This is a genomic window from Pedobacter sp. MR22-3, from assembly GCF_026240075.1.
GTDB lineage: Bacteria > Bacteroidota > Bacteroidia > Sphingobacteriales > Sphingobacteriaceae > Pedobacter.
On the sequence record NZ_JAPIVF010000008.1, the window covers coordinates 25,696 to 52,458 of the forward strand.

A 26,763-nucleotide genomic window follows, 5' to 3' on the forward strand; every position below is an offset into this window, starting at 1 on the left:
TACATATCAATTAACTAAAAAACCAACCTTTTGGCAGGCCTTTTAGTTAGAAAATGGCTTTGATTATATTTTGGGCTGATAGAAATTTACTGTTTCATGAACTTTAAACAAATGGTGTAATTGCCTTCCCGCTATCTATTTATAAATTAACTGCTCATAAAAAAACCTCACAGGTTTTAAGGCCTATGAGGTTTGGAATGCTATTCTTTGCAAATACCCTAAATATGTATCGCCCTGTTTTCAGTTGCAGCTAGTGCAGCTTCTTTTAAAGCTTCTGTATAGGTAGGGTGAGCATGGCAAGTACGGGCAATATCTTCAGCTGATGCACGGAATTCCATTGCAATCACGGCTTCAGCAATTACGTCAGCCACACGCGGACCAATCATATGCACACCTAAAACTTCATCAGTTGAGGCATCAGCCAGAACTTTAATGAAACCATCAGTATCCATACTTGCTTTTGCACGGCCACTCGCTTTGAAAGGGAATGAACCCGCTTTATATTTTGTTCCTTTTTCTTTTAACTGCTCTTCTGTTAAACCAACAGCGGCTACTTCTGGCCAGGTATAAACAACACCCGGAATCAGGTTATAATTGATGTGTGGCTTTTGTCCCGCTATGGTTTCAGCAACATATATTCCTTCATCTTCAGCTTTGTGTGCCAGCATAGCGCCAGTAATCACATCGCCAATAGCATAAACACCTTTAACCGTAGTTTCTAAATGTTCGTTTACCGGAACTTTTTTACCTCTTTCTTCTATCGTAATGCCAATTTTATCTAAACCTAAACCTTCTGTATATGCAGTACGACCAACCGCAACGATACAATAATCTGCCTCTAATGATATGATTTGTCCTTTCGGGGTTTCGGCAGTTACAGTTACGGTTTCACCATTATTGGTTGCACCTGTAACTTTATGTCCCATGTAAAAGTCCATTCCCAGGTTTTTCTTTAAAACACGTTGCAACTCTTTACCTAAGCTGGCATCCATAGTGGCAATGATAGATGGTAAAAATTCTACAACAGAAACTTTTGTACCTAAACGGGCATATACAGAACCTAATTCCAAACCGATTACACCACCACCAATTACAACCATTGATTTTGGAACTTCTTTGATGTTTAAAGCTTCAGTTGAAGTGATGATCCGCTTTTTATCAATTGGTAAAAATGGCAACGTTGTTGGTTTTGAACCCGTAGCAATGATCACATTTTTGGCAGATAAGGTTTCTGTAGTACCATCTGCCTTGGTAATTAAAATGGTATTTTGATCTACAAATGATCCTACGCCTTCGAAAGCATCAATTTTATTCTTTTTAAACAGATAAGTGATACCAGCAGTGTTTTGTGCGACCACATCATCTTTACGGGCAATCATCTGGTTCATGTCAACCTGTAAATCTTTCAGATTAATCCCGTGGGTTGTAAATGTATGTGCAGCATTATGAAAATGCTCTGATGAATCTAATAACGCTTTAGATGGAATACAGCCTACATTTAAGCAGGTACCTCCAAAAGTTTTATATTTTTCAATAACCGCAGTTTTTAAACCTAACTGAGCACAACGGATTGCGCCAACATAACCGCCCGGCCCTGAACCGATAACAACGACATCGTATTGCATAATTTCTTTAGAATTTTGATTGTTCAAATGTAGGGAAAAAAGGCGGAAAGCTGAAGGATCAACTGTTTAAGGCTAGGGCTGAAATGACAATTTTACATTGAAAGTGTATTGCAAAAGGTTACTTTCTAATTCATTTTTAATCCTGCGGAAAAACAATCAAAAGTTAGAGATGAATTCTTTTAAATCAGTTCGTTTTGAAGTATAAATGCTTTTGCATGAACAAAGCTGAGGAATAATTCATCGGCTATTTTAAGTTTAAGATGCGCCCTGACATTATTTTGAATCGCGTAACAGGTAATTCCGGCGGCCATTGCTGATTTAACACCATTTACCGTATCTTCAAAAACCAGGCACTCATCTTGCTGTAAACCAAGCCGTTCTACACACACATTATAACTTTCGGGATCTGGTTTGCTTTTGCTGACATCCGTCCGGGTAATAAACAATTTGAAATATTTTGCCAGGCCGTTGCGTTTGAAAACAGCTTCTACATCTACCCTGGGGCTTGCCGTTACCACTGCGAGTGTAAGTCCTTTCTCATAAAAATATTGAACAAACTCCAGGGCAAAAGGCATAAGACTGATGTCTTTCGTTTTAAATCCTTCGTAGGTAAGGTGCTCCCGTCTGGCAGTGAAGTCTGTTAAATCGGCATCAATTTTATACCGCTCTATTAAGGTCTTCGCATTTTGAGGCAAAGGAATCCCGGCGTAATTGGTTAGCCAGTCTTTAAGTTCAAGCGTTACACCATAAGGAAGCAAAAACTCATTCCAGCAATCGAAATGAAACTTTTCAGAATCAATCAAAGTCCCATCTAAATCAAACAACAATGCTTTTATTTTACTCATTTTATTTTTATTAACTAATTCCCTTATCGTTAAGAGGCTACAATAGAGAGGTCATTTTTGCGAGGAGGAACGAGGAAGCAATCACCAATGGAGATTTCTTTTCTACTCCCAACTTTCAGGTTACGGCATCACTTCAAACAGGAAAAACTGCTGAACCTGTGTTTTGCTGAAATTATTATCCACACAAAAAATCAGGCTTTGATGCCCGTTTGGTAACTTAGGTCCACATGTTACGCCTTCAATATTATCAATATGCATCTTTAAGGTATCAAAATCAAAAAGCAATTTCTTGGCTAAAGGTTTTGGTGGAAATTTTACAAAGGATGGATTATGCATCACATTTTCTGCCTGATTCAAATCAACCAGGTAAAGCTTAACAAAGGAATGATCATCACGCCCTTTCACCCAGGCCCGCTCCATGACCATTAAAGTATGATCGTTTACAGCTAAAATTTCTGAGATACCGTTGATATTCCAATCGCTTTCTACCGTAGGTTTTATGGGCAATGCATCAAGATTATAGGCATATTGAGCTGTATTTCTTTTACTTTTAACATCGAATTTAAGTATTCTGGTCAGCGCTTTATCATATCCAAAATGGGATTGTTCCCCATCCTGGTAAAGTGGTTCTTCCAAGCTGGCATATAAAGTTTTATAATGATCAGCATAGGTTAAGCCCTCGAAAAAAGCGTTTTTCCGCACACCATAGTCCTGCTTGCTGATGTGAAAACCAGGCGGCAAAGGCACGGTATCTAAAAATTTTCCAGCGATAGAAATGAATGTCAGTGCAGGCTGAACAAGCGTTGTATCCGTTTTACGGAATAATCTTTCGCCCTCATTACTCCAAACCAACGTATTTTTCAAAGGGTGGTAACGAAGGGATTCTCCATCAGCCTTAATGTTTTTGCCATATTGATATTTTGGATAGGGTGCTCCAGCTTCCCGAAGAATGAAAGTAACATCCGTAAATTTAATGGTGTCTATTTTATGGTTTCGAATGTCAATCTTTGCCGTGTAAATCCTCGCGGGACTAAACTGAGAGGGGTCATCGCTGATGAGGTAATACTGATTGTTTTTCACATCGTAATCTATTCCTGATAAACCGCCAATAATGGTATTTTTGAAAGTATCATTGAGCGGTAAAATGTATTCATTCAGAAATTTGATGGATGAAACCGACTGAATTTGCGAATCACGAGATAAAGTTCTGCTTGCCGTACAGGCAGATAGCACAGTGATAAGAGCAAGGGATAAAATGAAAAATCTTGGTAATAATATTTTCAAACCAGCATAAGTTTTGCGTAAAAGTATAGAAAAGGAGTTAATAAATTTCATCAGCAATGCAATTATGAAATACCTTTTACTTTTCAGACAGTAGCAATGGCAAAAAACAAAGCCGCTTCAATTCAGATTGAAACGGCTTTATAAAATATATTTCCCTTAAAACAACTTGCCAATTACCCGGTACGTGATGTGATTTCCATCCACAACTTCTTCGTAATAAATATCATCAGGAGAAACAAAGTATTTTTCGTTTTTAATGGTGACTTCCCGGCAACCTTCAGGGAGCTGATCAATAATATCGCCAATCTGATGCGAATCCACCGTACCATTTGGGGTGTTCAATACGCCATCTTTACCAGCTACGATATAAACTGTCTTACCATCAGCATTTTGCGACTGAGTGTAATAAACCCCTTTATACTCATAATAATCAACACCATTAATGGTTACCCGTTTCGCCTCTTCAGGTAAATTCGGAACTTCTGCACCTACCGGTGGAACCACTACCTCGTATTGGTTATTATTTTGCTGATAAAATAATCCGCCTGAATAATAAAACTGGCTTGCGCCGAAGTAAAATGGATAATAACCAAGCGGCAATACGCCTATCTTAAAACCTATAAATGGCCTGTAGTAATTATAGTAACTGAAATAAGGACGATAGTATGGTCTTCCGTAAGCATAATGGTAGCCAAAACCAGGTCTGTAGCCCCGATACCCAAAACCGCCTCTATAAACAGACCTGTTATATACATAGGTAGTGCGGTTTGATCTGATGCTTGTATTATTCACGCGTGGCGAAAATGTCCCTCTGCCCGGCATAGCTGATTGTCTTGAAAGTGAACCACCGCCTCTTGAGCTAGAAAACCCGCCCGATCTGCCACCACTATGAAAGCCTCCACCGCCCCTTCCTGGTCTTTGGGCAGAAACATTTTCAGTACTTAACATGGCCATCATCGCTGCTACAGCCATGATTACAAAACCTTTATTTAACAACCTTTTCATCTCTAATTGATTCAATTGTGTATATGACGATGAAACTGATCAAAAGATTATTTACATCCTTATTTTAACTAAATTTTGATAAAGTGATGACGAATGCCCTTTTTTCCAATATTGACAAACTATTTACCGGATGTTTTTTCTAATCAATTCCTAATCTTCTATATTTAAATTTTATTCCTAAAAAATACTTAAATGAACTTTCCCAGATTTTTATGCCTCTTATTTTTTCTATGTATTGCTAACAACTTACTGGCCCAGAGCGATTCTGCATATGTTAGAGAAAACTACACTAAAATAGAGCGGCAAATTCCAATGCGGGATGGAGTTAAACTTTTTACTTCCATCTATATCCCTAAAAATCAAAGCAAAAAATATCCCTTTCTGATTAACAGAACACCCTATACGGTTGCGCCTTATGGCGCAAATCAATATAAACTGAGTTTGGGCAATTTTCCGGCCATGATGCGGGAAGGATTTATCTTTGTTTATCAGGATGTTCGCGGGCGATGGATGAGTGACGGCACTTTTGCTGATATCCGTCCGCAAACCACCAGAAAAGGAAAAAAAGATATTGATGAAAGCACCGATACTTACGACACCATTGACTGGTTGATAAAAAATGTAAAAGGCAATAACGGCAATGCCGGTATTTATGGCATTTCTTACCCCGGGTTTTATTCTACAGCCGCATTACCAAATGCACATCCCGCGCTAAAGGCGGTATCACCACAGGCACCGGTAACCGATTGGTTTATGGGCGATGATTTTCACCACCGCGGCACCTTATTTTTAATGGATGCTTTCAGCTTTATGAGCGGTTTCGGAGCGCCTCGTCCGCAACCCATCACACCGGATAAAGGCCCGAAAGGATTTAAATTTCCCATTCAGGATAATTACCGCTTTTATCTGGAAGCCGGCTCAGTTAAAAACCTGAAGGATAAATATTTTGCAGATAGCATCGTCTTCTGGAATGACCTCTTTAAACATCCCAATCTGGATACCTTCTGGAAAGCAAGATTAATTACACCGCATTTAACAAAAGTAAAACCTGCGGTAATGGTGGTTGGTGGTTTCTTTGATGCGGAAGATGCCTACGGAACCTTTGCCACTTATAAAGCCATTGAAAAACAAAATCCTGGAGCCAATAATATTCTGGTTGCAGGCCCCTGGTACCATGGTGGCTGGGTGCGTAGCGATGGTTCCTCTTTAGGAGATATTTCATTTGAAAAAAAGACCAGTATGGATTATCAGCAACAATACGAATTACCATTTTTTAAACACTATTTAAAGGGAGAAGGCAACTTCCATCCTGCTGAGGCTAATATTTTTGTAACCGGTTCAAACGAATGGAAAAAATTTGCAAGCTGGCCGCCAAAAGATACGGAGAACAAGAATCTTTATTTACAACCCAATGGAAAACTGAGCTTTGAAAAAGTAGGCAGAACCGATAGTTGGGATGAATACGTAAGCGATCCAAATCATCCTGTGCCCTATCAGGATGGCATTCAGGCGAGACGTACAAGAGAATATATGATCGACGATCAGCGTTTTGCAGCCCGCAGACCGGATGTTAAAACTTATCAGACTGATGAACTTACGGAAGATATCACCATTACAGGCCCCGTTCTGGCCAACCTCGTGGTTTCCACTACCGGAACTGATGCTGATTATGTCGTAAAATTGATTGATGTTTATCCGGAAGATTCGCCAAACCCTGAACCAAACCCTAAAAACTTAATCATGGGTGGATATGAAATGTTGGTACGAGGTGAAATTATGCGGGGGAAATACCGCAATAGTTTTGAAAAGCCTGAGCCTTTTACACCGGATGCCATTACCAAGGTGAACTATCCCCTGCCGGATGTGGCACATACTTTTAAAAAAGGACATAAAATCATGATTCAGATCCAGAATTCCTGGTTTCCATTGGCAGATCGCAATCCGCAGAAATTCATGGATATTTATCAGGCTGAACCAGCCGATTTTCAAAAGGCCACACACCGGATTTATCACGACGTACACAATAGTTCATTTATTACCGTTTCAGTATTAAAATAAACACATGAAATACTTTAAGTTCATCCTATTGCTTCTTTTCACATCAACAGCCTTTGCGCAGGGCGATGCGAACTATGCCAAAACCCATTACACGAAGAAAGAAGTGTACATTCCTATGCGGGATGGCACAAAACTCTTCACTGCGATCTATACCCCAAAAGATGCTGGTACTGGCAAAAAGTATCCGATGATTATGCAACGCACTTGTTACAGCGTTGCGCCCTATGGAGAAGACCAAATTCCTGCCCGTTTAGGTCCTTCTGATTTGATGATGAAAGATGGTTATATTGTGGTGATGCAGGATGTTCGCGGTAGGTGGAAAAGTGAAGGCACCTGGACCAACATGACACCCGTAATTGATCACAAAAAAACCAAAAAAGATGTGGATGAGGGATCAGACACTTACGACACCATCGATTGGCTGGTTAAAAACGTAGCTTATAATAATGGTAAGGTGGGTCAATGGGGAATCTCCTATCCCGGATTTTATACTGCCGCCGGAATTTTAAGCAATCACCCGGCATTAAAAGCATCTTCGCCGCAAGCGCCAATTTCAGATTTCTTCTTCGACGATTTCCACCATAATGGTGCTTTCCTGCAGAGCTATTTTTCTACCTTTCCTTTGTTTGGTGTACAGAAAAAAGATACCACTTCCAGACCCTGGTACAATAGTCAAATGATTAACCCGAAAACCAAAGATGGTTATCAGTTTGCTTTAGATTTAGGCCCGTTAACAAATGCAGATCAATATTATAAAGACAATTTTTTCTGGCAGGAAACCGTAAACCATCCAAATTATGATGAGTTCTGGCAGAAACGGGGTTTACTCAAGCATTACAGCACCATCAAACCGGCAGTGATGGTGGTAGGTGGCTGGTATGACGCAGAAGATTTATCCGGCCCGCTAAACATTTATAAAAGCATTGAGAAGAAAAACCCAAATGCCTACAACACCATCGTAATGGGCCCCTTTGGTCATGGCCGATGGAGCCGCGAAACAGGCCATACCATGCACAGCAATGTGTACTTTGGAGATAGCATTGCGACCTTCTATCAAAAGGAAATTGAGTTGAAATTCTTTAACCACTTCCTCAAAGGGAATGGAGATAAAAATGCTGGTTTGCCGGAAGCTTATATGTTTGATACCGGCAAAAAAGAGTGGGAAACCTTTACAAAATGGCCAGCTGAAAAAGCGACCAAACAAAAATTATACTTAGGTGCTGATGGTAAACTCAGCCTGACTGCGCCAGCTAAAGCAGGATCTGTAGACTATATTAGTGACCCTGCGAAACCCGTTCCTTATACCGAAGATTTAACCACCACACTAGGCTTCACCCCTCACAATTATATGAGCGAGGATCAGCGTTTTGCTGGTCGCAGACCTGATGTACTGGTTTTTCAGACGGATATTCTTGAAAATGACATCACGCTTGGCGGAGAAATCATGTCCCACCTCAAAATTGCCACCACCGGAACAGATGCTGATTTTATGGTGAAACTGATTGATGTTTATCCTGCTGATGAACCGAACAATCCGTATATGCCCAATAAAAACATCATTTTAAGTAACTATTGGCAAATGGTTCGTTCGGAGATTATGCCCGCCCGTTTCCGCAATAGTTTTGAAAAACCTGAAGCCTTGGTTTCGAATCAAAAAACGGATGTAAATTTCCGCTTGCAGGACGTGTTGCACACTTTCAAAAAGGGACACCGGTTGATGATCCAGGTGCAGAGTACAGCTTTTCCTTTATTTGCCCGTAACCCGCAAAGGTTTGTTGAAAACCCTTATAAAGCTACAGCAGCTGATTATATTAAAGCTACTCAAACGATTTTTAATGATAGTTTTGTAGAGGTTGATGTGATAAAATGATTGGACTAAATTAACCAATTCCAAGCTATATTTGAAAATAAAGAGGAAGCGACCTAACAGCTTAGCAAGTAGATAGAGATAATATAACGAACGCTTAATAAGCAACTGAATAAAAGCACAACATAAAGTAAAAGCACGACCTAACTCCCTCTAAATTTAGAGATGGTCAGGGGTGGCAAATAAAACACAGATGAAAAAACTATTTATCCTTTTTGCGCTGGCACTTTGCCTAGGTAATGCAAATGCCCAAATGCTGGGGAAAAACCAGGTAAACGCCCGTGCAGATACCCTTCGCGGAACACTCACCCCTTTACGTACCTGCTATGATATCAATTACTACCATTTGGATGTTAAAATCGATATTGATCAAAAATCTGTGGCCGGAAGTAATGAATTTGCCTTTACAGCCACCCAGGATTTTACCAAACTCCAATTCGATCTTTTCTCTAATTTAAAGGTCGAAAAAGTGCTTTATAAAGGAAAGGAAATGCCGTTTACCCGTGAATACAATGCCGTTTTTGTAGCCTTCCCGAAGGCCGTTAAGAAAGGCAGTAAAGATAAATTTACCGTATATTATTCAGGAAATCCGGTAGTGGCGAAAAATGCCCCCTGGGATGGCGGTTTTATTTTCAAAAAAGATGCTGCTGGCCATCCATTTGTTTCAGTAGCCTGCCAGGGCCTGGGAGCGAGTGTATGGTGGCCAAATAAAGACCACCAGAGTGATGAGGTAGACAGCATGCTCATTAGCATCAGCGTTCCTAAAACCTTACAGGAAATATCCAATGGAAGATTAAGAAATACTGTTGATCAGCCGGATGGCTACAAACAGTATAACTGGTTTGTGAGTAATCCCATCAACAATTATGATGTTACTTTTTATATAGGAAAATATGCCCATTGGCAGGATAATTATGCCGGTGAAAATGGAAATTTAAGCATCGATTACTGGGCTTTACAAGTGGATAGTGCCAAAGCCCGTCCGCATTGGGATGCAGATGTTAAACCTATGCTTAAATGCTTCGAGTATTGGTTTGGTCCCTATCCATGGTATAAAGATGGCTATAAATTGGTTCAGGCGCCACATTTAGGTATGGAACATCAAAGTGCCGTAGCTTACGGAAACCAGTTCAGAGAAGGCTATCTGGGTAGGGATTTAAGCGGAACCGGGCATGGCTTAAAATGGGATTTCATCACTATTCATGAAAGTGGCCACGAATGGTTTGGAAATAACATCACTTCAAAAGACATTGCAGACATGTGGATTCATGAAGGTTTTACCAATTATTCCGAAACCCTTTTTACCGAATGCACAGACAGCAAAAAAGCAGGAAGTGAATATGTTATCGGAATCAGAGACGGGATTAAAAATGATATCCCCATAATCGGCCCTTATGGCGTAAATAAAGAAGGGTCCAGCGATATGTATCCTAAAGGTGCTAACCTGATCCACACCATTCGCCAGTTGATCAATGATGACGAGAAATTCAGGCAAATTTTAAGAGGCCTAAATAAAACTTTCTATCATAAAACGGTAACTACTGCAGATATTGAAAATGATATTGCCAAACAAAGCGGACTTAAACTGGACAAGGTTTTTGATCAGTATCTCCGCCACGCCAATATCCCGGTGTTAGCCTATAAAATTAATGATGGTGTTTTATCTTACCGGTGGATCACGGATGTAAAAGGCTTCGACATGCCCGTTAAGGTGACTTTAAAAGCGGGTGAATATACTTTAATTAAACCCACAAATGAGTGGAAAACCATTAAAATAGATCCTGGTATAACCACAGATAATTTTAAGAGCGATCCGCAGTTTTATATCAAGACCAGAAAAGATTAATTTAAAGCGCTTGTAGTGATGATTTTTTCTTTCATGAAATGGCAATGGTTGTGCAACTTTTTTATTTTTCTGCCGTCTTATAATAAAAGCACAATCATTTTTTAATGATTGGCATTTAACAAACTAAAGATTTTAATCGATGAAAAAATTATTCACCATTTTATTTGCAGCACTTACTTTAACCATAAGTATCCATGCAATCGCAAAAGATCAGATCAATATTACGCCATCAAAATACAGCAATGATGACCGGGACGTAGAAAACTTCAATGGCATAGCCGCTGCCGGGCCAATTAATGTGGTAATTACATTAGGCAGCAAAGAAAGTTGCCGTTTAGATGGTGACGCAGAAGCCATTGCCTCCATTATCACTGAAGTAAAAGGAAATGTATTAATTATACGTCCAAAAAATAGTATTACCAGCTGGTCAAAAAAATATGAAGGAAAAAAGATTACAGCTTATGTTTCCGCCCGTGAACTGGCCAGCTTAACCATGAGTGGTTCCGGAAGCATGGTGGTAAACGGCAAAATCAGCACTGGTGATTTGACAACTACATTGAGTGGATCAGGTAGTATTAAAGCCAATGCAGATGTAGACAACTACAATGGCGTAATCAGTGGCTCTGGTTCATTAAATATCACCGGCAGCACAGATCGTGCTAAAATTGTGATCAGTAGTTCTGGTTCATTTGACGGAAAAAGCTTTTCATCCCAAACCTTATCTGCTACAATCAGTGGTTCAGGAACTGTGAATATTAAAACTGATCAATCTATCAGGGCTGTTATCAGCGGATCAGGAAGCGTAAATTATTCCGGAAATGCTACTGTTGATAAGACCATCATCGGATCTGGAAGGGTGAGAAAAATATAACCATAAATATGTAAATGGAAAATGCTTGTAAGAAATTACAGGCATTTTTTGCTTTAATTATTATTTCAATCCCTGGTTAGAGAACTTTTCTATATTTTAATCGAAGAATTTTCCGCTATGTTCATAGAAACCATCAAGCTACTTTTCGAAAGAGACCTTAACAAACTTATCAACGAGATCGAACAATATCAAAATGAATCCGACATCTGGATGATTAATAAGAATATTTCCAACTCTGCCGGAAATTTATGCCTGCACCTTATGGGTAATCTTCATACTTATATAGGTGCAATTATTGGTGGAACAAACTATATCAGGAATCGTGAATTGGAGTTCAGTCTTAAAAATATTCCTAGAAAAAATTTATTGGCTTCGATAAAAGCAACGAAAGCGATGGTTCATCAATCATTAGATAAACTAACAGAAGCCCAGCTTAATGCTGAATATCCAATACTCGTATTAGCAGAAAAAACATCGTTGATGTTTTTTCTGGCTCACTTGACTACACATTTAAGCTACCACTTAGGACAAATAAACTACCACAGAAGGTTATTAGGTTCTGATTAATTTGAAAAGATAAATTAATCAAAACATCCAATTGAATTTCTATAAAGAGTAGTTATTAGAATTGAGCCCCAAGCAACCACATATTTTCAATATAATTAATCTTCTGGCTGGCTTTATCATACTCATCCCAGCCAGTAGTGTGAATCTGAGTTAAATTGGTGGCACCAAACTTCGTTGTATTTTGAAGATATATGTGTTTCCAGATATAAAACTTCAATCCTACCTTAGCAGACACGCCATAGCCAGAAATATTCCAATGGTTATTTCTCCCTAGGCCAAATAAACGAACATCCGATCGGGGAATCATTAATCCACCACCTAAACCGGTTTCTAATGTTAAAGAGGTATTACCGGCAGGTGCTACCCAGATATCATCATAGCGCTCCACTTCAATATTGGCATAATTAAATCCATCAGTATGCTCATACGTTAACATGCTTTTCTTCACATTGATCTGCTGTCCGTTATAATCTCCCGCCAAAGCACCCGTTGCTACATTTTCAGGCGTGATATTGGCACCGATATGACCCGTTATGGCAACTGTCTGAGGAATATCCATCACATATTTCATGTGATCCCAGCCAATAGAAATACTGTAATTATCTTTAATGAAATAGCCCACGCGAATGTTATATTGCGGAACGGTTACCAAACCCGGGTTTAACCAATCCCAGCTTAATTTCGATTGCCTGTCATGCGCCACTACATCTTTCAGCGTAAAATCATAGTTTGGCCCGGTAAACCTGATATCGCTCTTACCATACCAGGAATGATTGTATCCCCAATGAACATAAAAATCGCCTTTACGGGAAAAATTTCTTTTATGCTCTGGATTAAAAATGCTTTTAGAACTTGGAGCATTGGGATTCGGGGAGTCTTGGTTTTCCTGCGCCTGCATCCGCCTTGCAAACAAAAGCGCAATAACCAATATAAAATATTTATTCACGCAGCAAATTGAGCAAAAAGGAAATCAATTTACAATAATTTTAACATATCGATACCGCTAATACATAAAAAATGACTTTAAGATATTAAAACGTAATTAGAATCTGGTATATACCGCCAGTTGGATAATATTATTGTTGGTATGATTGTTTATGTTTTTGACCGCCTGATTCATATATCCCACTTCAAGATCTATCTTTTTCGAAAACCGGTATCCTGCAGCTAAATAAAGCCTGTTCTGATCAAAAACACTATTGTTGAGCTTATCTTTATTTTGAAAGTTCAAAAAAACTTCGTTTTGTAAAGCTACAAATGCTCCCCTGGTAAAGGTGGGCTCAGTTTTTTTTAAGGGCTGAATAAGCCTAAAAAAATAACGGAAACGCTGTGCAAATACATCATCATTTGTGCGTTCTATAAAACGCTGCTCTACCCTGAACCGGTGGCTGGCATATATAGATTTTAATTTGTGGTTAAAAATATATTGTTCAAAAATGCGGTGTTCATGTAAGAAATTATTTGAAGTTCCATCAAGCCGATTTTGAGTTGTCTGCCATAAATAACCTAGTGCCACATTACTCTTATCATTAATAAAATATTGTATTGCAGGCCTTACCAGTGTATTTCTTACATTACTCCAATCATCTGCCGAGCGCACCTGAAGGTCGAACTGTAAACCCCACTTATCATTAAACTTTGTATTGTTTAAAAACATGAACCAACCTGTGTTCTGATGCTGCGTTTGTGCCAAAAGTTTTCCATTTAGCATAAAGAGTAGAAAGGAAAATAATAAAACGTTTCTCATGAATGATAAATGTGCATAGTAATGGCCTAATAAAAGATGTAAAGCTAAGGAGTTTACCTTAAATTAATTTAACTAAAATTTCGAACTTGTTTTGGGCCAATACAATTGCTTTATTTGAATTTCATTTAATGTTACGCAATTAAAAATTTATCTTCGTTGAAGAATTAGGATATCGATATTAGCATAATTCCTGAGATTGATCCTTTTTTAAGCATTACAAAACGTAAAATAAGAACAAAATGATTATTGAACCGAGAATGAGGGGCTTTATCTGTTTAACTGCACACCCGGAAGGTTGCGCACAAAACGTAAAGAACCAAATTGAATATGTAAAATCTAAAGGGGCCATTAACGGTCCTAAAAAAGTACTGGTTATTGGTGCATCCACAGGTTTTGGCCTGGCATCTCGCATTGCTGCGGCCTATGGTTCTGATGCTTCAACAATTGGGGTATTTTTTGAAAAGGCACCATCTGCAGGCAAAACCGCTTCACCGGGCTGGTATAATACTGCAGCATTTGAAAAAGAGGCACATGCCGCCGGCTTATATGCCAAAAGCATTAATGGTGATGCTTTTTCTAAAGAGATTAAACAAATAACCATCGACTTGATCAAAGCTGATTTAGGGCAGGTTGATTTAGTAATCTATAGCCTGGCTTCTCCGGTAAGAAAACACCCGGATACAGAAGTAGTGCACCGCTCGACATTAAAACCTATTGGAAGCACATATACCAACAAAACAGTTGATTTCCATACCGGTAATGTAACTGATATCTCTATTGAACCAGCAACGGAAGACGATATCGCAAATACCGTCGCGGTAATGGGTGGAGAAGATTGGGCCATGTGGATTGATGCTTTAAAGGCAGAAAACCTATTGGCTGAAGGTGCTACCACAGTTGCTTATTCATACATCGGCCCTGCTTTAACCGAGCCGGTTTATCGTAAAGGAACCATTGGCAGGGCTAAAGATGATTTAGAAGCCACCGCATTTAAAATTGGTGATGAATTAAAAGATATTAACGGAAAAGCATTCGTTTCTGTAAATAAAGCTTTGGTTACACAAGCCAGCTCTGCGATTCCGGTTATTCCATTATACATTTCTTTGCTGTATAAAATCATGAAAGAAGAAGGTATTCATGAGGGAACAATAGCGCAAATTCAACGCCTTTATGCCGAAAGATTATATACCGGTGCCGATATTCCTGTTGATGAAAAAGGCAGAATCAGAATTGATGATTTAGAAATGCGTGAAGATGTACAGGCTAAAGTTGCACAACTCTGGGAAGAAGCCACAACTGAAACTTTACCAGCAATAGGAGATTTACCGGGTTACCGTTCTGATTTCCTAAGCCTTTTTGGTTTTGAAGTTGATCAGGTTGATTATCAGAAAGACACCAATGAAATGGTAGAAATAGAAGGTCTGGCCAACTAATATTTTTTGCGATCATTTTTATAAGGGTTGCCGAAAGCATCAATCCTTTAAAGAAGAAAAGCATGATCAAACAATATTAATTACAGGAACGGCTGGCATTTGCCGGCCGTTTTCGATCTGGAAAAAAAATGAATTTCGATTTACAACCCACATTACAAGATCCTTTAATAAAAGTTGTTCCATTAAAGGAAAGTGATTTTGAAAATCTTTATGCAGTAGCTGCTGACCCACTAATATGGGAACAGCATCCCAATAAAGACCGCTACAAAAGAGAAGTGTTCGAAGTTTTTTTCAAGGGGGCAATGGATTCAAAAGGAGCATTTATCATTTATGATCAGGCTACTGGTGAAGTGGTAGGCAGCTCAAGATATTATGAATGGAATGAAGAAGAAAAATCCATTGCAATTGGTTACACTTTTATAGGTCGTAAGTTTTGGGGTAAAGGTTATAACACTGCGCTGAAAAAATTGATGTTTAATTATGCTTTTCAGTTTACAGACCAGATTATTCTGTATATTGGTGCAACTAATTTTCGCTCACAAAAGGCAATAGAAAAATTAGGAGCAATAAAAACGACCGAGATTGAAGTTGCCTATTATGGCGAACCTGTAAAATGGAACTTTCTTTATCAAATTAATAAAATAGCATGGAATAGCAGATAGCTGTTCTTCACCTAGGGCTGAACACAATGCCTTTACATACTATCCATAAGTTAATAAAGCACTCCTATTGAATGTTTTATGACAACAAAAATCAAACAACAATCCGTTATCTGTGTTCATCTTGATATGAATAAAATCGTATTTCTGATTTAGTATTCTTATATTTGTATCAATCTCAATTCCACTCACCTTTTAAAAAAAACAAAACAATTATATATCTATGGCTAAATCTCAGGCGACATACAGTAAAAAAGAGAACGAAAAAAAACGATTAAAGAAACAAAAAGACAAACAAGAGAAAAAAGAAGAGCGTCAGTCTAACGCTAAAAAAGGTTTGGCACTTGAAGACATGATGGCTTACGTTGATGAAAACGGAAACATTTCTTCTACTCCACCAGATCCGAAAAAGAAAAAAGTATTTAACATTGAGGATGTTCAGATCGGTATCACCAGACAGGAAGATATTATCGACGAAAATCCGGTTAAAAAAGGTACTGTTACTTTCTTTAATGACAGTAAAGGTTACGGCTTTATAAAAAATACCGAAACTCAGGATAGTATTTTCGTACATGCAAATGGCTTGGTTACTCAAATCAAAGAGGGTGATAAAGTTACTTTTGAAGTAGAAATGGGTCAAAAAGGTCCGACAGCTGTTAAGGTATCTAAAGTTTAATCGTTATTAAACGCTCCATATTGCTTTCTCAAAAACAGCAATAAGATAAAAAATATGCAGATCAAATTCTGCTGCGCCAGGTTTTATAAACATTTATATTTCCGTCTATTTAAGCATAAAACCTAGCGCATTTTTTTCATTTCAATCGAAAAAATAATTTTTCTTCCCTTCATCTAAAATAAACGAGGCAACGTTGCTTTGTTGAGTTTGCTTTTGCGGATGAATAACTTTATTTACAGATTTATTCACAACTATTTCATCGCATTCAGGATATGTAAGCAATTATCCTGATTTATTTTTCTAACTTCAATTTAAGTATTTACGGTTTGTGATCTAATATTGCCTAGACAGGCATATTCTATAACTAACTTATGAAGAAGCCATTGTTATAAACAAACACACATTTAAGGCAAACGATAAACATCAGTTTTAATCTTACTTTTCCTTTATTTAAAAATTTTTATAATCCCGGTGTGGAATTTGCTGTTTGCTTACATCATTACTGCACACACATAGAAAATAGAATTATGAAAAAGTTAATAGCAATTGCACTAGTTGCATTTTTAGGATTATCCACCGCCATGGCTCAACAAGCAGATTTACGCAGAAAAATCAGTGTGAGCGGTAACGCAGAAACTGAAGTAACCCCCGACATCATTTACATCGGTATTTCTTTAAAGGAATATTTAAACGGGAAGAAAAAGGTAGAAATCACTGAACTGGAAAATAAACTTTATGCCGCTGTACAGAAAGCCGGAATCGCCAAAGAAAATTTAACCGTAAGCAATTTAAGCAGCTGGAACGATCAGACATCAAAGAAAAAAAATCCTGATTTTCTGGCCAGTAAACAGTACCGTTTAAAAGTGAGCGATTTAAATAAATTTAATGCCATCCTTGATGAACTGGATCCTAAAGGCGTTGCGAATACCAACATCGAGAATTATTCTTACTCTAAAATTGAAAGCCTGAAAAAAGACCTCAAAATTAAAGCACTATTAGCTGCCAAAGAAAAGGCGACTTATATGGTAGAGGCATTAAATGGTAAGTTGGGCAGTGTCATTGAAATTCAGGATGGTGGCGATAATATTATTCAGCCCGTGTACAGAAATTTCATGGCTCAATCTGCAATGGCTGAAACTTCTGCAGATACCGCTCCGGAAATCGACTTCAAGAAAATCAAACTAAACTTCACCGTTAATGTGGTGTTTGAAATTAAGTAATACGTGATAATAATTTAACATTGACTTAAAACCTATCAGAACATTTTGATAGGTTTTTTGTTTAGTAGTCATCGAACACTAAAAAAATTAAAATTATGAAAAAATTCATTTACACTTTAGCCCTGATTTTCTCTTTGGGTATCAGTTTCAATTCAGTACAGGCTGCTGATAAACCTGCAAAAAATCCTACCGAATTAACGGCTGAGCAGACGTTAAAATTAGAGAAAATTAAAACCCGTGTGGAAGAAATCAGAGACATGGATAAATCTAACTTAACGAGAGCAGAGCGTAAAGCTTTACGCAGCGAATTAAGAGAATTGAAAGGTCAGGCACGTGCGGTATCAGGTGGTGTTTATCTTTCTGTTGGTGCAATTATCATCATCATCTTATTATTGATCCTGATTTTATAATTAAAATAACATTTACCTATAAAAACAAAAAGCTTTGCATTGCTGCAAAGCTTTTTGTTTTTACAATATCGTCGGCTGAAAAAGCCTTCTCCGCAATGACGGTGAGCTCAGAGCTGACGTTTACTAAGTTTAGTCAATAAAATCGAAGCCTGTATATTTTACCAATACCTCTGGAATTTTAATTCCGTTCTCTGTTTGATAATTTTCTAGAATGGATGCCACAATACGAGGCAAAGCTAAAGCACTTCCATTTAAGGTATGTACCAACTGTGTTTTTCCCGTAGCCCCTTTAAAACGGATTTTTGAGCGGTTACTTTGGAAAGTTTCAACATTTGACACTGAAGAAACTTCCAGCCATCTTCCTTGCGCTCCACTCCAGGCTTCCATATCATAAGTCATGGCAGAACCAAAGCCCATGTCACCACCACACAACAATAACACGCGGTAGTGCAAACCTAATTTTTGCAATAACGATTGCACGTAGGCACTCATATCTTCAAGGGTTTGATAAGATTGATCAGGATGTGTGATTTGAACCAACTCCACTTTATCAAACTGATGTAAACGATTTAAACCACGAACATGTGCGCCATAAGAGCCAGCTTCCCTGCGAAAGCAAGGTGTATAAGCCGTGTTTTTAACCGGCAAATCTTCTTCTTTCAAAATAACATCGCGATATAAATTGGTAACCGGAACTTCAGCTGTAGGAATTAAATATAAATCGTCAACAGTAGAATGGTACATCTGACCTTCTTTATCCGGCAACTGACCCGTACCAAAACCAGAAGCTGCGTTAACCAAATGAGGCACCTGTACTTCATTGTATCCTGCTTCGATAGCCTGATCTAAAAAGAAATTAATCAATGCCCTTTGTAATCTTGCGCCCTTTCCTTTATATACCGGAAAGCCCGCTCCTGTAATTTTTACACCCAGTTCAAAATCGATAATATCATATTTTGCAGCAAGTTCCCAGTGTGGCAAAGCCTTAGCGGGCAATTCAGCCGGTTCACCAAAAGTATAAACCGTTTTATTTTCTTCGGGTGTAGTACCTTCCGGTACCAGATCATGTGGTAAATTTGGCAGCTGAACAAGTAAATTAAACTGTGCTGCTTCCAGTTCAGCCAGCTGCTCACCCATGTTTTTTATATTTTCTTTATGGGATGCGGTTTGTGTTTTAATGACTTCAGCTTCATCCCTTTTACCCGCACGCATTAAATCACCAATCTGTTTGGCTGCTGCATTGGCTTCCGCAGAAATGGCATCCAAGGACGTTTGAGTGGAACGGCGCTCTTCATCAATTTTAATGATTTCATCTACCAGCTCTGGTTGTTTAAAGTTACGTACACTTAAACGTTCTAAAACTTTCTCTCTATTTTCGCGGATATAGTTAACTTGCAGCATTATTAATTTTTTTAAGCAAAGATAGCAAGAGTTTGGAGTTTGGGGTAAGGAGTTTGGAAAAAACTGTAAACTGTGAATGGCAACTGAAAACTGAAATATGAGTGGCAAACTTTTTCTCGTACCCACACCAATAGGGAATTTAGAAGACATGACCTTCAGGGCCATTCGGATTTTAAAAGAGTGTGATTTAATCCTGGCGGAAGATACCCGCACCAGTGCACCTATGCTCAGGCACTTTGGCATTGATAAACGCGTTTTCTCCCATCACCAGCATAACGAACATAAGGCTACTTCAGAAATTATTAAATTCCTGCAGGAAGGCCAAAAAATTGCCCTGATTTCTGATGCAGGTACGCCAGCCATTTCGGATCCAGGCTTTTTCCTGGTCCGCGAGGCGATCAAAAATGATATTCCGGTAGAATGCCTTCCGGGTGCCACTGCTTTTGTACCTGCATTAGTGAATTCTGGTTTACCGGCTGATGCCTTTGCATTTGAGGGCTTTCTTCCGGTTAAAAAAGGCCGCCAGACAAAGTTTAGAAAACTGGCTGAAGAGGAACGTACCATTATACTTTATGAAAGTCCGCATCGTTTATTGAAGACTCTGGAAGAGTTTGCACAGTATCTGGGCGAAGACAGACAGGCATCCGTTAGTCGGGAATTAACTAAGATGTTTGAAGAAACAGTTCGTGGCACTTTAGTGGAAATAAAATCTCATTTTGAAAACAATACTTTAAAGGGAGAATTTGTAATTTGCATAGCAGGCAAACCTGCAACAAAAAGTAAAAACAAATATGAAGATGCTGAATAGCACTAACACAAATAAACGTAACATATGATTAGCATAGATAGATTCTTGAGCGATGAACAGGATCCAAAAGCAGTAGAAAAAGTAATTGGAAAACTAAATGATCTTCTAACTACCGGAGAGGAAATCCTTTACCTAGCGGTACAGAAAAAACCGGCTGTAAACTTACTTCCGGATAGTATTGCCATCTCCAACAAAAGGATTTTTTATTGTGAACCGGGCAATTTGGGTTTGACCATGAATTTCAAGGATATTTCCTGGAAAAGCATCAAGGAAGTTTCCTTTAAAGAAGAACTTTTTGGTTCGAAATTTATATGCGTTCCACAATATGGCGAGAATATCGTAACAGAGTTTATCCCGAAAATACAGGCAAGAAAATTACATCAGGCAGCTAACCAGCAGTTGGAAGAATATAAAGAACTGTTGCATCAGCAAAAGCTGGAAGAAAACCGTGCTACGGCATCAGCAATAAGCATGAGTGCACAACCAGTTGTTGAATTACCTATCGAAGAACCAAAAGCTCCGGAACCTATTCAGATTGCTGAAGTAGTGGAAGAACCAGAAGATGAAACCACATTAAAGTTGCGTAAACTAAAAACTTTATATGACAAGCACCTGATTACTCAGGAAGAATACGAAGCAAAAAAAGCGGATATTTTAGATAGTTTGTAGCCCTTGGACGATCCATTTCGCCCCTTTGTGTACGGACTATTATCTCATCACTACCGTTGACTTTTATTTCAACCTTCAAAATCAGTCTTCATCAACTGAAGCAATCTCATTCAAGATATTATTTTAGCGAAAGAGATTGCTTCATCCCACCCCACAAAGATTGCCTTTTAGCATTTTTAATGTTCCATGATAAATAAATAATGCTTCAGCACAACAAATTACCTTAAAATGAAACCCAAACAGACTTACCTCCTTGCCTTGTTAAGTGCATTTTTGCTTTGGCTGGCCTGGCCACCCATGCCGTTTTCAACACCATTATTACTGGTAGCATGGGTTCCTTTATTCATCGCGCTGGATGAAATCGCGAAGAACGAACAAAAAAAACAAGGCAGACGCATCTTCTTAACAGCTGGTTTAACGTTTTTGCTATGGAATTCGGCATCTATTTACTGGGTTTATAATGCCATTAGTGCTTATAATGGTGCAATTGTTGCCATTCCGGTATCATTAATTCCATTTGGTTTAGGTGCGCTCCTCATGACTTTTGCCTTTTGGTTATATTACCGCCTGGGTAAATACGTAAATAAAAAAATAGCCTACCTGGGCTTAATATCCTTTTACATTGCTTTGGAATACATACAACAAACCTGGGATTTAGCCTTTCCCTGGATGACGCTTGGTAATGGATTGTCAGGAATGCACCAATTGGCACAATGGTATGATTATACGGGCATTTATGGCGGTTCGCTTTGGATTATAACCAGCAATATACTTGCCTTTGAAGCGTATAAAAAGCTGAAATCAGCTTCCGGATATTTAAAATTCAGACCGGTTATTACCTGGGCCCTGGTCGTTATTATTCCTGTTTCCATATCACTCACCAAATATTTTACTGCAACGCAAAAAGGCACCCCCAGCAACGTTGTGGTCGTGCAACCCAATATTGATCCTTATTTAAAACTGAGCGAAATTCCTCCGGCAGAACAAATTAAAATCCTCACACAGCTGTCTGATTCGGTTGCTCAACCCAATACCGAGTATTTTATCTGGCCCGAAACTGCTATTCCGAACTATGCCGATGAAGATCAGATTCGCAGCAACACTGATTTTATTACATTGCAAAACTTCTTAAGTAAATATAAAAACGGCACCCTGATTACCGGAATAGAAAGTATTAAGGTTTATCCCAATAAAAAGACCATTACAGCCAAATATGATGAACGACAGAGGCTATACTTTGATAATTTCAATGCGGCAATGCAGGTCGAAAACTCATCAAACGTTCAGTTCTACCATAAATCAAAGCTGGTACCTGGTGTAGAGAAAATGCCTTTTCCTAAAGTATTTTCCTTTTTGGATGGTGTTTTTGCGCAATTGGGAGGCACTGTTGGCGGATGGGGCTGGCAGGAAAAACCAAGTGTGCTTTATGCGCAAAGCGGAATTGGCGCAGCCCCCGTAGTGTGTTATGAAAGTCTGTGGGGCGATTGGATCGGGCAACAGGTTAAGGATGGGGCCCAGTTTATTGCCATTATTACCAACGATGGCTGGTGGGGCAATACCTCCGGGAAAGACCAGCATGCCCTATACGCCAAGCTTAGGGCAATAGAAACACACCGGGATATTGCCAGGTCAGCCAACACCGGCATTTCCTGTTTCATCAATCAGCGCGGCGATGTAACCCAAAGCACCAAGTGGTGGACCAGAACTGCATTGAAGGGCGATATCAACTTGAATGATGAGGTTACATTTTATGTAAAAAGTGGTGATATCATTGCAAAAGTATTAAGCTTCCTGGCCATTTTATTGGTATTGATTATACCTTATAAAAAATGGGTAAAAAAATAATAAGATAGATTGTCTATCTGATATTGGGTAGAAAGACAGGTACTTTATAAATGCCAAGAAATAAAATTAAACCTAAAAATTAATTCCAGAGTTCAATAAAGAATTGGTTATTCCACAGCAAATAACTAATGACCCTTATTAAAAACTTATGCAGTACCATAAAAACTTTACCAGATTTTTCCTTATCGTTTTGTTAATCTTAAATATTGCAGTAGATCAGATTTCAAAGATTATTGTAAGACTGGAGATTTCTGATTATGAGCACATTGTATTGATCAAAAATTTCTTTACCCTAACGAAGGTTGAAAATAGTGGTGCTTTCTTAAGCTTAGGTGACGACATGCCTTATGCTTTCAGGCTAATTATCTTAACGGGTTTGCCTCTTTTATTTCTGGGCTATGGTCTTTATTACCTGTTTGCTAAACCTGACCTGCCATCGACCATGCAAATCGCTTTATGTTTTTTAATTGGTGGCGGCATCGGTAATTTATACGACCGGATGGTGCATGGATCAGTTACGGATTTTATGCATATGGATTTCCATATTTTTCAAACAGGTGTATTTAATTTCGCTGATATTTCCATTATGATCGGTATAGGAATTTTACTTCTTCAATCTGTTAAGGGAAATCTGATCAAGCAAAACGGGTTGGTTTAGCTATAGAAAATGAGTTGAACAAAATGAACTACACTCGTCAAGATTAAAGAATACATTTTTGTATTTTTTATACTATATTTACGATAGTGATATCAGTCATTACGGTCAACCTAAAACTAAACTATGAAAAATCTATTTAAAAACGCCGCATTAATTGCGCTACTTTCAATCTTCATTATTTCGTGTTCCAAGAAAAATGAAATCCTGCCGGAACAGCAAACAGAAACCACTCAACCCAATAAAGTTTTAGCCTACATTAAAAAATTAGGGTTTTCAGAGGCACAAATTGTTGAAAAAGGAGGCAACTATATCGTTGACGGAGACATGGTGTTTAGTAAATACATGGATATTCCTGCAGATAAGGGAAATCAGATAACCGAGCAGTATTACAATGGATATGTTGTAACCAACAGCAGGAGCATACGAGTTAAAATCGATCCATCTATCACCAGCATGACCAGTGAGATCAATGGTGCCATTAACCAATGGAACACCGTACCGAACTCCAGGCTCAGGTTTGTAATTACCACCGGTACTGTTTATGATATTCTGATTAAAGTTGACAATTCCATTGGAAGTTCTACCTGCGGGCAGGCCTATCTGTCAACATCTAATGGCCTTGCGGGCAATACGGTTTGGATTAACCAGGCACTGATTCAAAACAATTCTTTTGCTCAACGCCAGAGAACAATAGCACATGAGTTCGGGCATACCATTTCTTTCAGACATACCAATCAATCTACCACCATTAATGTACCCGGAGTTGGCGGAACAGATGCCCAATCTCTCATGAATGGCGGACAATGCGGAAGTGGCGCCACCGTGTTATCATCAAAGGATAAGTTGGCTACCGCAGCCTTGTACCCTTTATAAGGAATCAACCAGATAATTAAGAACCTAAAGATCGTAATGTAATGGAAGCTGTTTCTCTGAGACAGCTTCTTTTTTTGGAATAGACCGATGTGAATTGAAATGGAGGTTGACCGGTATTTTTTATAACCGGAATTGCCACCTTAAACAAACATATAATTATCTTTAAGTGTTAACAACAAAAAACAACCAAAATAAAACCCAATCATGAAAAGAAATGCAACAGCCGTATGGCAAGGATCTATTAAAGAAGGCGCTGGTAACATTACCACACAAAGTACCACGTTAAACAACACCCAGTATTCATTTAATTCACGCTTTGCAGAAGGTGTGGGCACTAACCCCGAAGAATTAATAGCCGCTGCGCATGCGGGTTGTTTTACCATGAAGTTATCCGCCAATCTTGGTGAAGCCGGATTCACTGCAGATAAACTGGAAACCAAATGCGATATCAATTTAGATCCTTCAAAAGGTGAAATTGTAGAATCTCACCTGACATTAACCGCCACTGTGCCAGGCTTATCTCAGGAAAAATTTGATGAATTGGTTGCAGATGCGGAGAAAAACTGCCCGATTTCAAAATTGCTTAATACCTCAATCAAAGTTGATGCAACATTAGCCTAAATCTCAATAAACTTTGACAACTTTAAGGGCATAATGCTTATTAAAGCTGTCAAAGTTTTAAATTACACCTTAGCTAATTCAATAAGATCACTTTATTCGATAGAGTTAGTTATTGATTTTATATTATGCCATGTACTTTCCAACAATTGGCATTCTTCTTCCCATTCCAAATGCTTTTGGCGAGACCCTTAAAATCGGAGGTGTTTGATAACGTTTAAATTCAGCAATATTCACCATTTTTAAAATCCGCTGCACCAGAGTTTCATCAAACCCCTTTGCAATAATGGCTTTTGAGCCTTGTTTTTCTTCAATATGATGGTACAGAATTTTGTCTAAGACATCATATTCCGGCAAAGAATCCGAATCTTTCTGATCTGGCCTGAGCTCGGCAGAAGGTGGCTTTACAATGGTATTGACCGGAATGAGTTCGCCCTCTTTATTGATATATTTTGCCAGTTCGAAAACCTGGGTTTTGTATACATCACCAATTACACCAATGGCACCACACATATCGCCATACAGGGTACCATATCCCACCGCACATTCACTTTTATTAGAGGTATTGAGCAAGATATAACCAAATTTATTGCTCATGGCCATTACAATTGTTCCGCGAGACCTCGCCTGAATATTTTCTTCTGTCAGGTTAAAAGGCAAACCCTTAAAAGCCGGTGCCAACGCTGCATCAAATGCATCAGCAACCGCTTTAATCGGAATGATTTCATGCATACAGCCAAAATTATCGACTAAATCCAGGGCATCCTGAACAGAATGATCAGAAGAAAATTTAGAAGGCATTAATACAGCCATCACATTTTCTGCACCCAAAGCGCGACAGGCCAGTGCACAAACCACGGCAGAATCAATCCCCCCTGATAAGCCCAAAACAGCTTTTGTAAATCCTGATTTTTTGAAATAATCCTGAATACCAAGTACCAATGCATCGTGAATTTGCTCAATATCAGTCAAACGTTCTGCTTCTGGATATTTGTTCCGTACATGTTCAACTTCTTCCAGATCGAAAACCTGAAGATCTTCTTCAAAATATTTCATTTCCGCCTTCATTGCTCCGTCTGCATCGAAAACAAGGGATCCGCCATCAAAAATAATTTCCGTTTGTGCACCCACCTGGTTCACGTAGAAAACAGGCAGATGATATTTTTTAGCATTATCAGAAAGCACTTTTATGCGTTCATCGTCGTGAGTATAAGAAAAAGGTGAGGCGGCAATGTTAATCATCATGTCTGGCTGTTCCTTTATCAGCTCATCCATCGGGTTTGAAACATATAAGGGATTGTCGTTAATATTCCAAAGGTCTTCACAAATGGTTAAGGCAATTTTCTTCCCGTTAAAATCAATACAGCTGAATGATGTGGATGGTTCAAAATACCGGTATTCATCAAAAATATCATAAGTAGGCAACAAGGCCTTTTTCACAACTGCTTTTATCTGCCCGTTTTCAATAAAATAGGCCGCATTATGCAGGTCTTTACCTTGCAGGAGATTATTTTTAACAGGCAACCCTATAATACAAGCAATGTGCTTACAGTGCGCAGCGATTTTCTGTGCAGCTTCTTCACAAAGAGATATAAATTCATCAAATTCTAAAAAGTCTCTGGGTGGGTAGCCGCAAATGGCCAGTTCTGCAAATACAACCAAATCAGCTCCCTTATCTTCAGCCAGTTTAATATGATCAATTATTTTTTGAGTATTTGCCTCGAAGTTGCCGATGTGATAATTAAGTTGCGCTAATGCTATTTTCATAATAATTGATA

The 26,763-nt window shown here is 38.6% G+C and carries 24 protein-coding genes; 16 read left to right on the top strand and 8 right to left on the bottom strand.

Annotation, left to right across the window (positions count from 1 at the left end):
* Positions 1-218: 218 nt before the first annotated feature.
* The 4 genes from lpdA to OQ267_RS19400 form a co-directional block, all read right to left on the bottom strand.
* On the bottom strand, positions 219-1,625 hold the full coding sequence (gene lpdA, locus OQ267_RS19385) for a dihydrolipoyl dehydrogenase (protein ID WP_265837617.1): 1,407 nt from the start codon (positions 1,623-1,625) through the stop codon (positions 219-221).
* 179 nt (positions 1,626-1,804) lie between these two features.
* Positions 1,805-2,470: an HAD family hydrolase gene (locus OQ267_RS19390; protein ID WP_265837619.1), complete on the bottom strand. Its 666-nt coding sequence runs from the start codon at positions 2,468-2,470 to the stop codon at positions 1,805-1,807.
* A 120-nt stretch (positions 2,471-2,590) separates the two neighbouring features.
* Positions 2,591-3,805, bottom strand: a complete 1,215-nt coding sequence (locus tag OQ267_RS19395; RefSeq protein ID WP_265837620.1) for an esterase-like activity of phytase family protein — start codon at positions 3,803-3,805, stop codon at positions 2,591-2,593.
* 105 nt (positions 3,806-3,910) lie between these two features.
* Positions 3,911-4,759, bottom strand: a complete 849-nt coding sequence (locus tag OQ267_RS19400; protein WP_265837621.1) for a DUF6515 family protein — start codon at positions 4,757-4,759, stop codon at positions 3,911-3,913.
* A 192-nt stretch (positions 4,760-4,951) separates the two neighbouring features.
* On the opposite strand from OQ267_RS19400, the gene OQ267_RS19405 reads away from it, so the two are divergent.
* From OQ267_RS19405 to OQ267_RS19425, 5 genes are all read left to right on the top strand, one after another.
* Positions 4,952-6,817, top strand: coding sequence for a CocE/NonD family hydrolase (locus tag OQ267_RS19405; protein ID WP_265837622.1), 1,866 nt, complete (start codon positions 4,952-4,954; stop codon positions 6,815-6,817).
* Positions 6,818-6,821: 4 nt separating this feature from the next.
* Positions 6,822-8,687: a CocE/NonD family hydrolase gene (locus tag OQ267_RS19410; RefSeq protein WP_265837624.1), complete on the top strand. Its 1,866-nt coding sequence runs from the start codon at positions 6,822-6,824 to the stop codon at positions 8,685-8,687.
* A gap of 190 nt (positions 8,688-8,877) precedes the next feature.
* Positions 8,878-10,530 (top strand): M1 family metallopeptidase, encoded by a 1,653-nt coding sequence (locus OQ267_RS19415; RefSeq protein ID WP_265837625.1) that lies wholly within the window; start codon positions 8,878-8,880, stop codon positions 10,528-10,530.
* A gap of 139 nt (positions 10,531-10,669) precedes the next feature.
* Positions 10,670-11,401 carry a head GIN domain-containing protein gene (locus OQ267_RS19420; RefSeq protein WP_265837626.1) on the top strand — a complete coding sequence of 244 codons (732 nt, stop codon included), beginning with the start codon at positions 10,670-10,672 and terminating at the stop codon, positions 11,399-11,401.
* A 117-nt stretch (positions 11,402-11,518) separates the two neighbouring features.
* Positions 11,519-11,968, top strand: a complete 450-nt coding sequence (locus tag OQ267_RS19425) for a DinB family protein (RefSeq protein WP_265837628.1) — start codon at positions 11,519-11,521, stop codon at positions 11,966-11,968.
* A 55-nt stretch (positions 11,969-12,023) separates the two neighbouring features.
* Here OQ267_RS19425 and OQ267_RS19430 read toward each other — a convergent pair whose 3' ends face one another.
* A complete protein-coding gene (locus tag OQ267_RS19430) occupies positions 12,024-12,914 on the bottom strand; it encodes a hypothetical protein (RefSeq protein ID WP_265837630.1) in 891 nt (296 codons plus the stop codon).
* Between the two features lie 96 nt (positions 12,915-13,010).
* On the bottom strand, positions 13,011-13,715 hold the full coding sequence (locus OQ267_RS19435; RefSeq protein WP_265837631.1) for a DUF2490 domain-containing protein: 705 nt from the start codon (positions 13,713-13,715) through the stop codon (positions 13,011-13,013).
* 239 nt (positions 13,716-13,954) lie between these two features.
* On the opposite strand from OQ267_RS19435, the gene fabV reads away from it, so the two are divergent.
* The 5 genes from fabV (at position 13,955) to OQ267_RS19460 (ending at position 18,113) form a co-directional block, all read left to right on the top strand.
* A complete protein-coding gene (gene fabV, locus OQ267_RS19440; protein ID WP_265837632.1) occupies positions 13,955-15,148 on the top strand; it encodes an enoyl-ACP reductase FabV in 1,194 nt (397 codons plus the stop codon).
* Between the two features lie 128 nt (positions 15,149-15,276).
* Complete coding sequence (locus OQ267_RS19445) at positions 15,277-15,810, top strand: GNAT family N-acetyltransferase (protein ID WP_088299449.1); 534 nt, start codon at positions 15,277-15,279, stop codon at positions 15,808-15,810.
* A gap of 220 nt (positions 15,811-16,030) precedes the next feature.
* A complete protein-coding gene (locus OQ267_RS19450) occupies positions 16,031-16,483 on the top strand; it encodes a cold-shock protein (RefSeq protein ID WP_088299450.1) in 453 nt (150 codons plus the stop codon).
* 527 nt (positions 16,484-17,010) lie between these two features.
* A complete protein-coding gene (locus tag OQ267_RS19455) occupies positions 17,011-17,703 on the top strand; it encodes an SIMPL domain-containing protein (RefSeq protein ID WP_265820017.1) in 693 nt (230 codons plus the stop codon).
* A gap of 95 nt (positions 17,704-17,798) precedes the next feature.
* Entirely contained in the window at positions 17,799-18,113 is a 315-nt protein-coding gene (locus OQ267_RS19460) for a seryl-tRNA synthetase (protein WP_029287343.1), read from the top strand.
* 129 nt (positions 18,114-18,242) lie between these two features.
* Here the strand turns inward: OQ267_RS19460 and serS are convergent, their stop codons facing one another.
* The gene (gene serS / locus OQ267_RS19465; protein ID WP_088299453.1) at positions 18,243-19,514 is read right to left on the bottom strand and encodes a serine--tRNA ligase; all 1,272 of its coding nucleotides are present in this window, start codon (positions 19,512-19,514) and stop codon (positions 18,243-18,245) included.
* Positions 19,515-19,611: 97 nt separating this feature from the next.
* Between serS and rsmI the strand changes: the two genes are divergently transcribed.
* The 6 genes from rsmI to OQ267_RS19495 all read left to right on the top strand — a co-directional run bounded on the left by rsmI (position 19,612) and on the right by OQ267_RS19495 (position 24,988).
* Positions 19,612-20,322, top strand: coding sequence for a 16S rRNA (cytidine(1402)-2'-O)-methyltransferase (gene rsmI / locus OQ267_RS19470; RefSeq protein ID WP_088299454.1), 711 nt, complete (start codon positions 19,612-19,614; stop codon positions 20,320-20,322).
* A 24-nt stretch (positions 20,323-20,346) separates the two neighbouring features.
* A complete protein-coding gene (locus OQ267_RS19475) occupies positions 20,347-20,991 on the top strand; it encodes a PH domain-containing protein (protein ID WP_088299455.1) in 645 nt (214 codons plus the stop codon).
* A 228-nt stretch (positions 20,992-21,219) separates the two neighbouring features.
* A complete protein-coding gene (lnt, locus tag OQ267_RS19480) occupies positions 21,220-22,836 on the top strand; it encodes an apolipoprotein N-acyltransferase (RefSeq protein ID WP_265837633.1) in 1,617 nt (538 codons plus the stop codon).
* Positions 22,837-22,984: 148 nt separating this feature from the next.
* Entirely contained in the window at positions 22,985-23,494 is a 510-nt protein-coding gene (gene lspA / locus OQ267_RS19485) for a signal peptidase II (RefSeq protein WP_088299457.1), read from the top strand.
* A 123-nt stretch (positions 23,495-23,617) separates the two neighbouring features.
* A complete protein-coding gene (locus OQ267_RS19490; RefSeq protein WP_265837634.1) occupies positions 23,618-24,367 on the top strand; it encodes a M57 family metalloprotease in 750 nt (249 codons plus the stop codon).
* 204 nt (positions 24,368-24,571) lie between these two features.
* Positions 24,572-24,988, top strand: a complete 417-nt coding sequence (locus tag OQ267_RS19495; RefSeq protein ID WP_088299459.1) for an OsmC family protein — start codon at positions 24,572-24,574, stop codon at positions 24,986-24,988.
* Between the two features lie 123 nt (positions 24,989-25,111).
* Here the strand turns inward: OQ267_RS19495 and OQ267_RS19500 are convergent, their stop codons facing one another.
* A complete protein-coding gene (locus OQ267_RS19500) occupies positions 25,112-26,752 on the bottom strand; it encodes an NAD+ synthase (RefSeq protein ID WP_265837636.1) in 1,641 nt (546 codons plus the stop codon).
* Positions 26,753-26,763 lie beyond the last annotated feature (11 nt).

What these genes read in the sequence shown, in the direction of transcription:
- OQ267_RS19405 (WP_265837622.1), top strand. Translation starts at nt 4,952, where the DNA reads ATGAACTTTCCCAGATTTTTATGCCTCTTATTTTTTCTATGTATTGCT.
- OQ267_RS19475 (WP_088299455.1), top strand. Translation starts at nt 20,347, where the DNA reads ATGATTAGCATAGATAGATTCTTGAGCGATGAACAGGATCCAAAAGCA.
- OQ267_RS19435 (WP_265837631.1), bottom strand. Translation starts at nt 13,715, where the DNA reads ATGAGAAACGTTTTATTATTTTCCTTTCTACTCTTTATGCTAAATGGA.
- OQ267_RS19460 (WP_029287343.1), top strand. Translation starts at nt 17,799, where the DNA reads ATGAAAAAATTCATTTACACTTTAGCCCTGATTTTCTCTTTGGGTATC.
- serS (WP_088299453.1), bottom strand. Translation starts at nt 19,514, where the DNA reads ATGCTGCAAGTTAACTATATCCGCGAAAATAGAGAGAAAGTTTTAGAA.
- OQ267_RS19390 (WP_265837619.1), bottom strand. Translation starts at nt 2,470, where the DNA reads ATGAGTAAAATAAAAGCATTGTTGTTTGATTTAGATGGGACTTTGATT.
- OQ267_RS19410 (WP_265837624.1), top strand. Translation starts at nt 6,822, where the DNA reads ATGAAATACTTTAAGTTCATCCTATTGCTTCTTTTCACATCAACAGCC.
- OQ267_RS19450 (WP_088299450.1), top strand. Translation starts at nt 16,031, where the DNA reads ATGGCTAAATCTCAGGCGACATACAGTAAAAAAGAGAACGAAAAAAAA.
- OQ267_RS19455 (WP_265820017.1), top strand. Translation starts at nt 17,011, where the DNA reads ATGAAAAAGTTAATAGCAATTGCACTAGTTGCATTTTTAGGATTATCC.
- lpdA (WP_265837617.1), bottom strand. Translation starts at nt 1,625, where the DNA reads ATGCAATACGATGTCGTTGTTATCGGTTCAGGGCCGGGCGGTTATGTT.
- rsmI (WP_088299454.1), top strand. Translation starts at nt 19,612, where the DNA reads ATGAGTGGCAAACTTTTTCTCGTACCCACACCAATAGGGAATTTAGAA.
- OQ267_RS19395 (WP_265837620.1), bottom strand. Translation starts at nt 3,805, where the DNA reads ATGAAATTTATTAACTCCTTTTCTATACTTTTACGCAAAACTTATGCT.
- OQ267_RS19400 (WP_265837621.1), bottom strand. Translation starts at nt 4,759, where the DNA reads ATGAAAAGGTTGTTAAATAAAGGTTTTGTAATCATGGCTGTAGCAGCG.
- OQ267_RS19500 (WP_265837636.1), bottom strand. Translation starts at nt 26,752, where the DNA reads ATGAAAATAGCATTAGCGCAACTTAATTATCACATCGGCAACTTCGAG.
- OQ267_RS19425 (WP_265837628.1), top strand. Translation starts at nt 11,519, where the DNA reads ATGTTCATAGAAACCATCAAGCTACTTTTCGAAAGAGACCTTAACAAA.
- lnt (WP_265837633.1), top strand. Translation starts at nt 21,220, where the DNA reads ATGAAACCCAAACAGACTTACCTCCTTGCCTTGTTAAGTGCATTTTTG.
- OQ267_RS19495 (WP_088299459.1), top strand. Translation starts at nt 24,572, where the DNA reads ATGAAAAGAAATGCAACAGCCGTATGGCAAGGATCTATTAAAGAAGGC.
- OQ267_RS19445 (WP_088299449.1), top strand. Translation starts at nt 15,277, where the DNA reads ATGAATTTCGATTTACAACCCACATTACAAGATCCTTTAATAAAAGTT.
- OQ267_RS19415 (WP_265837625.1), top strand. Translation starts at nt 8,878, where the DNA reads ATGAAAAAACTATTTATCCTTTTTGCGCTGGCACTTTGCCTAGGTAAT.
- lspA (WP_088299457.1), top strand. Translation starts at nt 22,985, where the DNA reads ATGCAGTACCATAAAAACTTTACCAGATTTTTCCTTATCGTTTTGTTA.
- fabV (WP_265837632.1), top strand. Translation starts at nt 13,955, where the DNA reads ATGATTATTGAACCGAGAATGAGGGGCTTTATCTGTTTAACTGCACAC.
- OQ267_RS19420 (WP_265837626.1), top strand. Translation starts at nt 10,670, where the DNA reads ATGAAAAAATTATTCACCATTTTATTTGCAGCACTTACTTTAACCATA.
- OQ267_RS19490 (WP_265837634.1), top strand. Translation starts at nt 23,618, where the DNA reads ATGAAAAATCTATTTAAAAACGCCGCATTAATTGCGCTACTTTCAATC.